Origin of the sequence: Frigoribacterium sp. R86507 (assembly GCF_044597695.1) — a bacterium.
Taxonomy (GTDB): domain Bacteria; phylum Actinomycetota; class Actinomycetes; order Actinomycetales; family Microbacteriaceae; genus Frigoribacterium.
In genome coordinates this window covers 1,504,266-1,517,531 of sequence record NZ_CP139002.1, presented here as the reverse complement: position 1 = coordinate 1,517,531, position 13,266 = coordinate 1,504,266, and the positions used below count along the sequence as shown (strand labels likewise).

The following is a 13,266-nucleotide window of genomic DNA, read 5'->3' as shown; positions in this document are numbered from 1 at the left end:
CACAGTCGGCCCACAGCATTCCTTGGCGCGCTCTCAGTCGCGGCGTCCCCACCACGGCCCCTCCACACGCTCCGGTCGCGACGGCGCCCCGCCGACCCACGTCTCGTGGGGCAGGATCGGGGGATGACCACCACCCACGTCCTCGTGCTCGACTTCGACGGGACCGTCTGCCTGGGCGACGGTCCGGTGCTGACCTACGCGCGCCTCCTCGACGAGGCCCTCGCGGCGACCGCCGAACGGCACCCGCCCCGGTTGGTCGAGGCGGTGCTGGCCCGGTTCGTGGGCAGCCCGCTCGACGACGAGCCGGCCGGGGTCGACGAGGCGATCGCTCACGCGGACGGCTCCCCCGACGGGTACGTCGTCGCCGAGCGGGTCTCGCGGGCCCTGGGCGTCGACGACGCGGCCCGCTCGGCGGCCTACGCCGGGGCTCGCGCGGCCCTGGCCGACGGCCGCCTCGAGACCACGGCCCCCGAAGGGCTCGCCGAGCTGCTCGACTCGCTGCCCGAGCGCGTGCACGTGGTGCTGGTCACGAACTCCCCCGAGCACGGCGTCGTGCAGCCGCTCGAGCGGCTGGGGCTCGCCGACCGCGTCGACGAGATCGTCACCGACGCGCGGAAGCCGACCGGTCTGGCCGCCGTGCTCGACCGGCTCCGGGCCGACGCGGGTCTCGAGGACCGGCCCGACCGTCTGCTCAGCGTGGGCGACATCTGGCCCAACGACCTCGAGCCGGCCGCGGCCCAGGGATCGCCGACCGCCCTGGTGGAGCGGTTCCCCGCCCCGGACGCCCGGCCGACGCACCGCGCGACGACGCTGCCCGAGCTGTACCCGGCGATCCGCGCCTGGGCGAGCAGCGCCTCCTGAACCGAGGACGACCTCAGACCGTCGCCGGCACCACCGCGAAGCGCGCGCCGGGGTGGTCGGCCGAGAGGTGCGGCCCGGGACGGCCGAGCATCTGCTCGCGCAGCGTGCCCGTGGCGGGCTCGGCCGGCATGCGGCCACGGCGGCGCAGCTCGGGCACGACGAGGTCGGCGAAGTCGGCCAGGTCGGCCGTGCCGAAGATCGGCTCGAGCAGGAAGCCGTCGAGGTCGGTCTCGTCGACCAGGCGCTCGAGCTCGTCCGCGACCTCGACGGGGTCGCCGACCAGCTGGAGCCCTCGGGTTCCCTTGCCGCGCAGGTCGTCGAGGATCTCGCGCACGGTCGGCGCCGGCGAGCCGTCCTTCGGCAGGAAGCGGTCGATGTTGCTCTGCCCCATCTGCCCGACGGGCCCGCCGTCGTCCTGCAGTTGCGTCAGGTCGCGTGACGGGTCGAGCGAGAGCAGGTCGATGCCGGTGTTGCCCGCGTAGAGGACCGCGACGACCTCGTCGGTCTGCAGGTCGTCGAACTCCTTCCGCAGGGCGACGGCCTCGTCGTGGGTCGGGGCGACCGTGACGGTCAGCCCGACCATGATCTTGACCGACTCGGGGTCACGGCCGAGGGCGGCGGCCTTGGCCCGGATGTCGGCGACGTTCGCCGCGGTCTTCGGCACCGTCGTCCCCTGCACGAAGACGCACTCGGCGTTGCGCGCGGCGTAGGCGCGGCCCCGGTCGGACGTGCCGGCCTGGAACAGGACGGGCGTCCGCTGCGGCGACGGTGCGACCGTGAAGTAGCCCGACGAGCGGAAGTGCTCGCCGGCGAACTCGACCCGGTGGATGCGATCGCGGTCGGCGAGGACGCCGGCCTCGGCGTCACCGCGGAAGGCGCCGTCCTCCCAGCAGCCCTCCCAGAGCGTCATGGCCAGGTCGACGTACTCGTCGGCCTGGTCGTAGCGGGCGTCGTGGCCGCGCATCTCGTCGTGGCCGAAGAGCTCGGCGACGGTGTTCTGCGAGGCGCCCGTGACGATGTTCCAGCCGATGCGGCCGCCCGTCAGGTGGTCGAGCGTGGCGAATCGGCGAGCCGACTGCACGGGGTGGTCGAGGCCGGTCGACGAGGTGACGACGAAACCGAGACGCTCGGTCTCGCGGGCCAGGGTCGGGATCAGCAGGGCGGGGTCCATGCCGGGGAAGTTGATGCCCCCGCGGGCCGCGGTCTCGGGCAGGTCGCCGTCGATCGACGGGTAGCCGAACCCGTCGGCGAAGAACAGGAAGTCGAAGCCCGCACGGTCGAGCAGCTTCGCCATGCCGATCCACAGGTCGAGCCCGTGGTAGCCGAGCGAGTCGCTGCGCGGGTGGGACCAGCTGAGGGTGCCGCCGACCTGGGGGCCGGCGACTTCGAACACACCGAGACGGATCTGCTTCATGCCGTCAGTGAACCGGATGGTTCACCCAGAGTCCAGCCCCGAAACAAGCTCTTAACACGGGTGTCCCGTCAGCGGGCGACGGCGGCGGCGCGGACGCGGGCGACGAGCGCCTCGATCGCGTCGACCGCCGCGCGGTCGACGGCAGCGCTCGACCCGGCACTGAGCAACGTGGCCTGGAAGCCGCGCCAGAGCGCGACCGTCTCGTGCGCGAGCGACTCGGCCCGCGCCTCCTCGACGCCCTCGGCGCGGTACGCCGCCGCGACCTGGCCCACCCACTCGGTGCCGATGTCGCCGAGCAGTGAGGCGTAGCGCTCGCGGTCGAAGCTCGCGAGGCCGAACACCTCGAAGAACAGCCGGTTGAAGGGCTGGTTGACGGGGTCGGACACCGTCCGCCAGACGGCGAGGAGGCGCTGGTCGAGCGGCAGGTCCGGCCCGGCCAGGTGGTCCACGACCCCGACGATGCCCGGGAACCGCCGTTCGGCGCCGTGCAGGGCCGCCACGACCAGTTCTTCGCGGCTGCCGAAGTAGTACAGCAGCATGCGGTTGTTCGAGCCGACCGCCGTCGCGAGGGCGCGCAGGGTGAGCTGGCCGACCCCGTTCTCGAGCACGTGGTCGACGACGCGCTCGAGGAGTTCGGCCCTCTTGTCGGACGACTCCCGGGTGGCCATGACCCGAAACTAACGTCCCGCGAGGTCGACGACGACGGCAACACGACCGAAACGACGATGAAACAGTCCGGGTCTAGCTTTTCGACACCTCACCCGAACGAACCTCAGGAGTTCCCCCATGAGCCCTTTCTCCGTTCCTCCCGCCTTCCGCGACTCGTCCCTCGACCGCCGCGGGTTCCTGCGCCTGGGCGGTTCGGCCGCCCTCGTCGTCGGCACGACCGCCCTGCTCGCCGCCTGCACCGACTCGTCGGCCGGCACGGGCGCGGCATCCGGCGGGGCCGCGTCGGGTGGCTCGTTCGGCACCATCGCCGTCCAGCTCTCATGGATCAAGAACATCGAGTTCGCGGGTGAGTACTTCGCCACGGAGAAGGGCTACTACACCGACGCGGGCTTCAGCGAGGTCACCCTGCTGGCCGGTGGTGGACAGACCGGAGCCGAGGAGGCGCTGCTCGCCGGACAGGCCAAGGTCGGGTTGTCGTCGGCCTCGCTCACCGGCCCCTCGGTCGCGCAGGGCGCGGCGCTCAAGATCATCGGCACGACGTTCCAGAAGAACCCGTTCTGCCTGCTCTCCCTCGAGGAGGGGAAGCCGATCCGCACCCTGGCCGACCTCAAGGGCAAGAAGATCGGCGTGCAGTCGGGCGGCAACCAGACGATCTTCGAGGGCTTCCTCAAGGCCAACGACATGACGCTCGACGACGTCGAGCTCGTCGCCACGCAGTACGACATCGCCCCGCTCGAGACCAACGCGTACGACGCGCACATGTCGTACATCACGAACGAGCCGATCCTCGCCGAGATGGACGGCTTCACCCCCGTCGTGCTGGGCTTCGCCGACAACGGACTGCCGTTCGTCGCCGAGACCTTCACCGTCACGCAGGACACCATCGACAACGAGCGCGACATGCTCAAGGCCTTCCTGGTCGCCGAGATCAAGGGCTGGACCGACGCGGTGAAGGACCCGGAGCAGAGCGCGAAGTACGCCGCCGAGAAGTACGGCAAGGACCAGGACCTCGACGTCGAGGAGCAGACCGCCGAGGCCGAGGCGCAGAACACCCTCATCCTCACCGAGGACGTCAACGCCAACGGCCTGTTCACGATGACCGACGAGCTGGTCGCCGAGAACATCGCCTCGCTGAAGGCCATGGGCACCGACGTGTCGGCCGACGACCTCTTCGACCTCAGCATCATCAAGGAGGTCTACGAAGAGAACCCCGACCTCATCACGACCTTCACGATCCCCACGGCATGACCATGACGGACGGCACCACGACCGCACTCACGACGGCGACGGGCGACCCCGCCGGACGACCCGAGCTCGCCACCGGCATCAACATCCAGGGGCTGACCAAGTCGTTCCAGCTCGGCCGGAAGAGCGTGCAGGCCCTGACGCAGATCGACCTGGGCACCAAGAAGGACTCGTTCCTCAGCCTGCTCGGACCCTCGGGCTGCGGCAAGTCGACCATCCTGCGCATCCTGGCCGGGCTCGAGACGCCCACGTCGGGCAGCGTCGTCATCAACGGCAAGACCGCGGCCGAGGTGCAACGCGGCCACGAGACGGGCATCGCGTTCCAGGACTCGGCCCTGCTGCCCTGGCGCAGCGTCGAGAACAACATCCGGTTGCCGCTCGAGGTCGCCGGGCTCACTCCCCCGGCCGGCCTGATCGACGACCTGATCGACCTCGTCGGCCTGAAGGGCTTCGAGAAGGCCAAGCCGGCGCAGCTGTCGGGCGGCATGCGGCAGCGCGTCTCGATCGCCCGCTGCCTCGCCGTGCAGCCGACCATCATGCTGCTCGACGAGCCGTTCGGCGCGCTCGACGACATGACCCGGCAGCGCATGAACGTCGAGCTGCTGCGCATCTGGGGCGAGAAGCCCGCCACCACGCTGATGGTGACGCACGGCATCGCCGAGGCCGTGTTCCTGTCCGACGTCGTCGCCGTGATGAGCGCCCGGCCCGGCCGCATCGCCGAGGTGGTCGAGATCGACCTGCCCCGACCGCGCCTGCCCGAGCTGACCCGCACCCCGGAGTTCCACGCGTACGTCGACCGCATCTCGGAGATCCTGTTCGGCTCGCACGGGACGGTGGCCGATGACTGACCTGCACACGTCGCCGCGCGAGACCGCCGAGCGCGAGGTCGAGGCGGAGCTGGGCCAGAGCGTCGCGCTCCAGGCCGAGACCGCCCGGGGGCGTGAGCGACGGTCGGTGCTCGGCTCGATGGCCGCCGCGCCTCCGTGGGTCGGCGCCCTCGTCGGCATCGTGCTGATCGTCGCGATCTGGCAGGTCGTGGCCGTCACCCTCTTCTCGGTGACCGGGTCGGTGCCCCCACCCGGCCAGGTGCTCGTCCAACTCGTCACGGACCTCAGCGACCTCGTCTACTGGCGCGCCATCGGCGCGACCGCCGGCAGCGCGGCCTGGGGCTTCCTCTGGGGCAACCTGATCGCGTTCGCACTGGCCTTCGCCGTGCTGCTCGTGCCGTGGTTCGAGGGCCTCTCGACCCAGCTCGCCGTGGTCTGCTCGTGCATCCCGCTGACCGCGATCGCGCCGATCGTCACGCTCATGTCGCCCGCCGGCGGCCGGACGACGTCGATCTTCCTGGCCGCGCTCAGCGTGATCTTCACCACCGTGATCGGCACGCTGCTCGGCCTGCGGGCCGCGAGCGAGACCCAGCTCGACGTGATCACGGCCTACGGCGGCTCGCGCTGGACGCAGCTCGTCAAGGTCCGTCTGATCGCCGCCCTGCCCAGCATCCTCGCGGCGCTGAAACTGGCGGCACCCGCCGCGTTCCTCGGCGCGGTGCTCGGCGAGTACTTCCTCATCGGCGTCGACCAGGGCCTCGGCATCCTGCTGCTCGCGGCGCAGGCCACGGCGGCGTCGGTCAAGCTCTGGGCCCTGGCCCTGATCTCGGGCGGCATCGCCGGGATCGCCTACTTCGTCATCGGGCGGATCAGCCGACTGGTCACGCCCTGGTCGGCGGGCGACAGCCGCGCCGGAGAGGGGTTCTGATGGCCACGACCCTGCCCACGGGCACCGGTACCCGCGTCGCCGCCCCCGCGGACTCGACCAGCGCCTCCTCGACGGCCCGGTTCGTCCTGCGGCGGATCGGCCGCACCGTGCTGACGATCGCCATCTCGGCGATCATCCTCGGCATCCTGTGGAACCTCGCCATCGTCGTGCTGCAGGCCAACGCGTTCATCGCGAAGACCCCGGCCGACGTGTTCCGCTGGTTCTTCGTCGACTCCGAGCTCAGCCAGACCACGGCGGCCGAGAACCGCGTGCACATCGCCGGCCTGCTCGGGGTGACCCTCTGGCACGCCGCGATCGGCTTCGTCTTCGGCGTCGGCGGCTCGCTGGTCGTGGCGATCGTCTTCACGCTGATCAGGCCCGTCGAGTTCATGTTCATGCCGATCGCCATGCTGCTGCGCACCGTGCCCCTGCTCGCGATGGCCCCCGTCATCTACCTCGTGCTGGGCAACGGGATCGTCACCGCCGGCTTCATCGGCGGCGTGGTCGTGTTCTTCCCCTTGCTGGTCAACCTGAGCCTCGGCTTCCGCTCGGTCAGCGCCCAGTCGGTCGACCTCATCCGGGTCTACGGCGGCAGCCGCTGGACGATCATGCGCAAGGTCGCGTTCCCCACGGCCCTGCCGTACTTCTTCGCCTCGATGCGCATCGCCGTGCCGGGAGCCATCACCGGCGCGATGCTCTACGAGTGGCTCTTCACTTACGAGGGCCTCGGCGCCGCCATCACGGCCGCCAAGTCGCAGTCGCAGTACGGCGAGATCTGGGCGATCGTCGTGCTGATCACGCTCGTCTCGATCGTGCTCTACACGATCACGACGTTCGTCGAGACGGCGGTGCTCGCGAAGTGGGGCCCCAACGCCGGCAAGGCGACCGCGTCGTGACCGACCCCAGCGTGACCGGCCGCAGCGTGACCCGCCGCGTGCTGGTCGACACCGACACGGGCATCGACGACGCCCTCGCCCTGCTCTGGCTCGCCGCGCAGCCCGACGTCGAGATCGTGGGCATCACGGCCGTCTACGGCAACTGCGTGGTCGACGACGCCCTGCGTAACGTCGGACACGTGCTCGGGCTCGTCGGACTCGACGACGTGCCGGTCGCCCGAGGTGCCGAGGGACCCCTGGACGCGGAGGCGCACATCGCCCACTACGTGCACGGTCACGACGGTCTCGGTGACGTCGTCGCCGAGCGGCCGCTCCCCCGCGTGCTGCTCGACACCCCGGCGGCGGAGCGACTCGTCGAGGTCGCCCGGGCGTCCCCGGGCGAGATCGACCTGCTCACCCTGGGGCCGCTCACGAACGTGGCCCTGGCGCTGAGGGCCGAACCGCGCCTCCTGACGCTGTTCCGGTCGGTGACGATCATGGGCGGCAGCGGGCCCTTCCCGGCCCTCGGCCGCACCGACATGGTGGACGCGAACGTGCAGAACGACGGCGTGGCCGCTCGCGAGGTCTTCGCCGCCCCGGCGACCTCGCGCCTCATGGTCGGCGTGAACGCGACGTCCCAGGTGATCACCGACGAGTCGCACGTCGCCGCGCTCCGTGACTCGGGCACGCCGACCGGCACCTTCGCCGCCGACGTCCTGGCGACCTACCTGGACTTCTACCGCAACGCCTGGGGCCGCCGGGTCAGCCCCGTGCACGACGGCCTCGCCGCGGCGCTGCTGGTGCACCCCGAGTGGATCGCCGACAGCGTGACCGGCTCCGTCGGCATCACCCACGACGGCTTCGCGACGCGGGGCCGGGTGATGCGCACGGCCGACGGCGCCGAGGTCGACTGGCACCCGGACGGCCCCGTGCCGACCGGCGACCCGTCCACCGACACGACGGCGGTCACCGCCGTCCACACCGACCTTTTCCTGCCGTCGTTCGTCGACGCCCTGATCCACGGAGCCCGCTCGTGACCACCACCTCCCCCGCCGACGCGACCCGCGCCTCCTCGGTGACCTCTCCCTCGCCCGCCGACGCCGTCGTTCGCGACCTGCGCACCCTGCCCAAGGGACACCTGCACCTGCACATGGAGGCGGCGATCCGACCGGACTCGTTGGCCGACATGGCGGCGGCGTCGGGCGTCGTCGTGCCGATGCCGACCAGCTTCGGGGACTTCAGCGAGTTCAGCGCGACCTACCAGGGCATGCTCGTGGTCCTCGCCGAGAGCGAGAACCTCTTCCGCCTGATCGACGAGGCGATCGAGGACTGCGCCGACGAGGGCGTCGCCTACGTCGAGTTCGGGGCGAGCCCGCAGTTCTACGTCGACACCTTCGGGTCGCTCGACGCCTCGCTGCGGGCGATGCTCGCGGCCTGCGCCGAGAGCGGCGAGCGATGGGGCGTCGAGGTCGGCCTGATGATCACGGTCGACCGCACCGAGAGCGTCGAGGCCGCGAACGAGCTCGCCCACCTGGCCGCCGCGTACGCCGACCGCGGCGTCGTCTCGCTCGGCCTCGCCAACGACGAGCGTGGCAACCCGGCGGCCCGCTACGAGGAGGCGTTCCGCATCGCCAAGCACGCGGGCCTGCTCTCGACGCCGCACGCCGGCGAGCTCGCCGGACCGGACCAGATCGAGGAGGCGCTGGACGTCCTGGGTGCCGACCGCGTCCTGCACGGCGTCACGGCCGTGCAGAGCGAGCCGCTGATGGCCCGCCTGGCCGCCGAGGGCGTCTGCCTCGACGTGTGCCTCACCTCGAACGTGCTGCTCTCGGTGATCCCCACGATCGAGGACCACCCGCTGAAGCGCCTCGTCGAAGCCGGCGTGCGGTGCTCGATCAACGCCGACGACCCGATCCTGTTCGGGCCCGGCGTGCTCGCCGAGTACGAGCTGGCCCGCGCGACCCTCGGCCTGTCCGACGAGCAGCTCGCCGCGTGCGCGCTGAGCTCGATCGAGTGCTCGGGGGCGTCGGAGGAACTCAAGGCGCGGGCCGCGGCCGAGATCGCGGCGTGGCTGGCGGCGTGACCTCGCCCGTTTCCGCACCCGCCTCCGCCTCGGCGGCGCCGGTCCAGCGGCTCGTCGTCGAGAACGCCCACGTCGCGACGGTCGACGCCCACGACACCGAGCACGCCGGCGGGCACGTCGTCGTCGACGGATCGCGCATCGTCGCCGTCGGGCCGGGGCCCGCCCCCGCGTGGTGCACCGCCGGGCTGGCCCCACCCGGGTCGGTCCCCGGTTCGGCGGCACCGGATGCAGCGCCGATCCCGGCCGAGCGCGTCGACGGCCGGGGCCACCTGCTGACCCCCGGCCTGGTGAACACCCACCACCACCTCTACCAGTGGCTGACCCGCGGCATCGCGCAGGACTCGATCCTGTTCGACTGGCTCGTCGCGCTCTACCCGACCTGGGCCCGCATCGACGAGCCTCTCGTCGAGGCCGGGGCCGCCGCCGCGATCGCCGTGCTGGCGCGGTCGGGCTGCACGACCGTCGGCGACCACCACTACGTCTTCCCGGCCGGTGCCGGCGACCTGCTGGGCGGCATCGTCCGGGCCGCCGGCACGGTCGGCGTCCGCCTGCACGCCACACGCGGCTCGATGGACCTCGGTCGGTCGCAGGGCGGCCTGCCCCCGGACTTCGCCGTCGAGACGACGGACGCCGCGCTGCGCGCCGGTCAGGAGGCGGTGGCCCGGTTCCACGACCCGTCCGGTGACGCGCGGGTCCAGATCGCGATCGCGCCCTGCTCGCCGTTCTCGGTCACCCCCGACCTGCTCCGCGAGGCCGCCGTGCTCGGACGGCAGCTCGGCGTCCGGCTGCACACCCACGGCTCGGAGACCGTCGAGGAGGACGCCTTCTGCCTCGAGCGCTTCGGCCGCACGCCCACCCAGTACCTCGAGGACCTCGGCTGGCTCGGCGACGACGTCTGGATGGCCCACTGCGTCCACCTCGACGACCACGCGATCGGCCGGTTCGCGGCGACGGGGACGGGTGTGGCGCACTGCCCCTCGTCGAACGGTCGACTCGCCGCGGGCATCGCCCCGATCGCCTCCCTGCTGCGCGCGGGGGCACCCGTGGGCCTCGGGGTCGACGGTGCCGCGTCGAACGAGTCCGGTCAGCTCGGCACCGAGATCCGGCAGGCGGTGCTGTTCGGGCGCCTGCGCTCGGGCGCGGACGCGTTCTCGGTTCGGCAGGGCCTTCGCCTGGCGACGATCGGCGGCGCCCGCGTGCTCGGCCGGGACGCCGACCTCGGCTCGATCGAGGTCGGCAAGCTCGCCGACCTCGCCCTCTGGCGCGTCGACGGGGTGGAGTTCGCCGGCATCGCCGACCCGGTGGCCGCCCTCGGGCTGGCCTCGATGCCTCCGCTGGCCCGGCTCTGGGTCGGCGGCGACGCGGTCGTGACGGACGGCGAACTCGTCCACGCGGACCAGGGTCTGCTCGCCGAGGGCGCGGCCCGGGCATCGGCGGACCTGCGCGCCCGCGTCTGACGCGAACCGCGCCTCCTGCGCCCGCTGCGCCCCCTGCGCCCCCTGCGCCTGCTAGGCACCCTGCGCCCGTCGGCTCGGGTACAGGCCGGGGCATGCGCCCGTCGGCGTGAGCGCAGGGCCTGCCCGATCCACTCGACCCGCCCGACCGCCCGACCCGCCACGAAGTAAACACTCCGCCACGAGAACTCGTGGCGGAGTGTTCACTTCGTGGCGGCGTCGGCACCGTCGCCCTCGAACAGATGCCCCACACACGACGAAGGCCCCTCTCGAGGAGGGGCCTTCGTGTGGTTCTCTCGAACCCGTTCTGGTGGATCTGAGGGGACTCGAACCCCTGACCCCCTGCATGCCATGCAGGTGCGCTACCAGCTGCGCCACAGACCCAGAACTGTTGCTCTTGTGAGGTTTTCACCCCGTCGGAAGCAACTCGTCTACATTACTACATTTTTCGAGCACGCAAGTTCACCCCGACCGGGGCCCTCGTCGCGGGCCCTCGAGAAGACGCGAGATGCCGCTCACCTCCAGAGGTGAGCGGCATGTCGTGACGTCTCGCCGACGCGGCGAAACAGGGGAGGCGCGGGGCGGTCAGGCCTCGGCCGGTGCGTCCGCTGCGACCTCGGTCTGCGCGGCGGCCGACTCGGTCAGGACGTCGAGAGGGATCGTCGGGCAGTCGCTCCAGAGGCGCTCGAGCGCGTAGTACTGACGGTCCTCGTCGTGGAAGACGTGCGCGACGACGTCACCGAAGTCGAGCAGGACCCAACGGCCCTCGGCACGACCCTCGCGGCGGAGCGTCTTGACGCCGGCCTCGAGCATCTTGTCCTCGATCTCGCCGGCGATGGCGACCACGTTGCGTTCGCTGCGGCCCGTGGCCAGCAGGAACACGTCGGTCAGGGGCAGGGGGCCGGACACGTCGAGGGCGACGAGGTCGTCGGCCTGCTTGTCGTCGGCCGCGCGTGCGGCGATCTGCAGCAGCTCGATGGCACGAGGGGTGGCTGTCACGTGTTCCTTAGGGGGTAGGTGGTGATGCGGGCCGACCGGGGTCGGTTCGGGTGGGTCGGGCCTCAGCCCAGCACCCCGGTGGCGAAGCCACCGATGATCAAGCCGATGATACCGAGGCCCACGACGCCGCCCGAGATGCCGAGGATCAGCGGCAGGTGGTTGCCCTTGGGCTGCGACGCGGCCAGCACGACGGCACGGGTGGACGTGTGCGTGCTGATGGCCCGGCTGGCGCGGACGGGCTCGGCGTCGCTCGACGCCTGCTCGGCGTCGCCCTGCTCGAGGATGCGGTCCATGTCGGAGTTGTCGATCCGGGCCTGCGATCCGGTCGACGCCAGGCTGCGGGGCAGGTCGATCGAGCCCGTGATGATGATCTCGCCGGTCGCGTTGAGCGCACCGGTCACGTCGGCGACCTGGGCGTCCGTGAGGATCAAGGCGTTCTGCTGACCCGTGCTGGTGCCGAGCTGACGGCCCGGGACGGACTGCGCGTCGGGCTCGTCGGACTGGGTCGACCAGTGGCCGGACGGCACGACGGGCGCGGCGTCGGACGGCTCGTCACGCTGCTCGGACGCCGAAGCGGCACCGGACGGACGCGGCGCCGTCGACGCCACGGGGCGGGACGGGGCAGGAGGCGCGCTCGGCGAGCCCTGTCCGCCGCGGCCCTGCTCGTCGGACAACGCGAACGGGAAGACCGTCGGCGTCGACGCCGGCGTGGGGGTCGAGGACACCGGAGGAACCGTGGGGGCCGCACCCGTGCGGCGGGGCCCGGGGGCGTCGTCCGACGAGTCGGCGTCGTCGTCCGACGCGGCGGACGGCACGGGGGCCGAGGCGGGGCGGACCGCTGCCGGAGCCAAAACGGACGCGCCGGGCGCGGAGGCCGGACGGTCGGCGGCGGGGGCGATCTCGTCGACGGTGTTGAGCGCGTCGGCCAGCGGACGACGGGGCTCGGGGGCCGGAGCCTGCAGGGGCACGGGCGAGGCGTCGCGGGTCTGGCTGGCGTCGCGCAGGGCGCGCATCTGTCGGCGGGTCAGGCCGGTGCCGGGGTCGACGACCGAGCCCGGTGCGGGGGGCGGGACGTCGCGCAGAGCGGCGGACGAGGGAACCGGCGTCGGCAGCGGCACGTCACCCGTCGAGCTCGCGGCGGCGCGTGGGGCGGGCGTGGAGGTCGAGGCGGGTACCACGGGCACGGCGCCGGTGATGGCCTGACCGGCCTCGCGGGCTCGCTCGAGGTCGCGGATCTGTCGCCGGGTGAGGGGCGGCTGACCGTCGGACGTGCTCATGAAACGCTCCGATACAGATGGTGCTTGGAGATGTACTGGACGACGCCGTCGGGGACCAAGTACCACACCGGAAAGTCTCGACCCACCCGGGCGCGGCAATCGGTCGACGAGATGGCCAGTGCGGGGACTTCGAGCAAGCTTACGTCGCTCTCGGGCAAACCGCTAACGCTGAGGTCGTGCCCCGGCCGCGAGACGGCGACGAAGTGGGCGAGGTCCCAGAGCTCTTGGACGTCTTTCCAGTCGAGGATCTGGGCCACGGCGTCGGCACCGGTGATGAAGAAGAGCTCGGCCGTCGGACGCAGGCGACGGATGTCGCGCAGGGTGTCGATCGTGTAGGTCGGCCCCTCGCGGTCGACGTCGACGCGGCTCACCGTGAAGGTCGGGTTCGACGCCGTGGCGATGACCGTCATCAGGTAGCGGTGCTCGGCCTCGCTGACCTCGGGTTTCATCCACGGTTGGCCGGTCGGCACGAAGACGACCTCGTCGAGGTGGAACGACTGCGCGACCTCGCTGGCCGCGACCAGGTGCCCGTGGTGGATCGGGTCGAACGTGCCGCCCATGATGCCGACGCGGGGTCGCCTGACGCCCTCGCCGTCGGGCACGGTGGCGCCCGTCACGACCATCTCGGTGGCCT

The 13,266-nt window shown here is 71.9% G+C and carries 13 protein-coding genes and 1 tRNA gene; 8 read left to right on the top strand and 6 right to left on the bottom strand.

The window, feature by feature from the left end; genetic code table 11:
- Window positions 1–123: 123 nt before the first annotated feature.
- Entirely contained in the window at window positions 124–861 is a 738-nt protein-coding gene (locus SJY14_RS07260; protein ID WP_071256609.1) for an HAD family hydrolase, read from the top strand.
- 13 nt (window positions 862–874) lie between these two features.
- On the opposite strand, the gene SJY14_RS07255 is transcribed toward SJY14_RS07260, so the two are convergent.
- Complete coding sequence (locus SJY14_RS07255; protein WP_052505346.1) at window positions 875–2,275, bottom strand: NtaA/DmoA family FMN-dependent monooxygenase; 1,401 nt, start codon at window positions 2,273–2,275, stop codon at window positions 875–877.
- A 68-nt stretch (window positions 2,276–2,343) separates the two neighbouring features.
- Window positions 2,344–2,943 (bottom strand): TetR/AcrR family transcriptional regulator, encoded by a 600-nt coding sequence (locus SJY14_RS07250; RefSeq protein ID WP_055973631.1) that lies wholly within the window; start codon window positions 2,941–2,943, stop codon window positions 2,344–2,346.
- Between the two features lie 118 nt (window positions 2,944–3,061).
- Between SJY14_RS07250 and SJY14_RS07245 the strand changes: the two genes are divergently transcribed.
- The 7 genes from SJY14_RS07245 to SJY14_RS07215 are packed head-to-tail and all read left to right on the top strand — an operon-like array spanning window position 3,062 to window position 10,359.
- On the top strand, window positions 3,062–4,192 hold the full coding sequence (locus SJY14_RS07245; protein WP_071256610.1) for an ABC transporter substrate-binding protein: 1,131 nt from the start codon (window positions 3,062–3,064) through the stop codon (window positions 4,190–4,192).
- Window positions 4,189–5,037 (top strand): ABC transporter ATP-binding protein, encoded by an 849-nt coding sequence (locus SJY14_RS07240; protein ID WP_396600169.1) that lies wholly within the window; start codon window positions 4,189–4,191, stop codon window positions 5,035–5,037. Before SJY14_RS07245 ends, SJY14_RS07240 begins: the two co-directional genes overlap by 4 nt.
- Window positions 5,030–5,944: an ABC transporter permease gene (locus tag SJY14_RS07235; RefSeq protein ID WP_055973638.1), complete on the top strand. Its 915-nt coding sequence runs from the start codon at window positions 5,030–5,032 to the stop codon at window positions 5,942–5,944. Before SJY14_RS07240 ends, SJY14_RS07235 begins: the two co-directional genes overlap by 8 nt.
- Window positions 5,944–6,840, top strand: a complete 897-nt coding sequence (locus SJY14_RS07230) for an ABC transporter permease (RefSeq protein ID WP_054145986.1) — start codon at window positions 5,944–5,946, stop codon at window positions 6,838–6,840. The genes SJY14_RS07235 and SJY14_RS07230 overlap by 1 nt, the downstream gene beginning before the upstream one ends.
- Entirely contained in the window at window positions 6,837–7,856 is a 1,020-nt protein-coding gene (locus SJY14_RS07225; protein ID WP_177174818.1) for a nucleoside hydrolase, read from the top strand. The genes SJY14_RS07230 and SJY14_RS07225 overlap by 4 nt, the downstream gene beginning before the upstream one ends.
- Window positions 7,853–8,902, top strand: coding sequence for an adenosine deaminase (gene add / locus SJY14_RS07220; protein ID WP_396600168.1), 1,050 nt, complete (start codon window positions 7,853–7,855; stop codon window positions 8,900–8,902). The genes SJY14_RS07225 and add overlap by 4 nt, the downstream gene beginning before the upstream one ends.
- Entirely contained in the window at window positions 8,899–10,359 is a 1,461-nt protein-coding gene (locus SJY14_RS07215) for an 8-oxoguanine deaminase (RefSeq protein ID WP_396600167.1), read from the top strand. The genes add and SJY14_RS07215 overlap by 4 nt, the downstream gene beginning before the upstream one ends.
- Window positions 10,360–10,664: 305 nt before the next feature.
- Here SJY14_RS07215 and SJY14_RS07210 read toward each other — a convergent pair.
- The 4 genes from SJY14_RS07210 to nadD all read right to left on the bottom strand — a co-directional run bounded on the left by SJY14_RS07210 (window position 10,665) and on the right by nadD (window position 13,255).
- Window positions 10,665–10,740 (bottom strand) — tRNA-Ala (locus SJY14_RS07210).
- Between the two features lie 201 nt (window positions 10,741–10,941).
- Window positions 10,942–11,355, bottom strand: a complete 414-nt coding sequence (rsfS, locus tag SJY14_RS07205; protein WP_071256613.1) for a ribosome silencing factor — start codon at window positions 11,353–11,355, stop codon at window positions 10,942–10,944.
- Window positions 11,356–11,417: 62 nt separating this feature from the next.
- Window positions 11,418–12,632, bottom strand: a complete 1,215-nt coding sequence (locus SJY14_RS07200; RefSeq protein ID WP_396600166.1) for a hypothetical protein — start codon at window positions 12,630–12,632, stop codon at window positions 11,418–11,420.
- Window positions 12,629–13,255: a nicotinate-nucleotide adenylyltransferase gene (gene nadD, locus SJY14_RS07195; RefSeq protein WP_082383319.1), complete on the bottom strand. Its 627-nt coding sequence runs from the start codon at window positions 13,253–13,255 to the stop codon at window positions 12,629–12,631. Before nadD ends, SJY14_RS07200 begins: the two co-directional genes overlap by 4 nt.
- Window positions 13,256–13,266 lie beyond the last annotated feature (11 nt).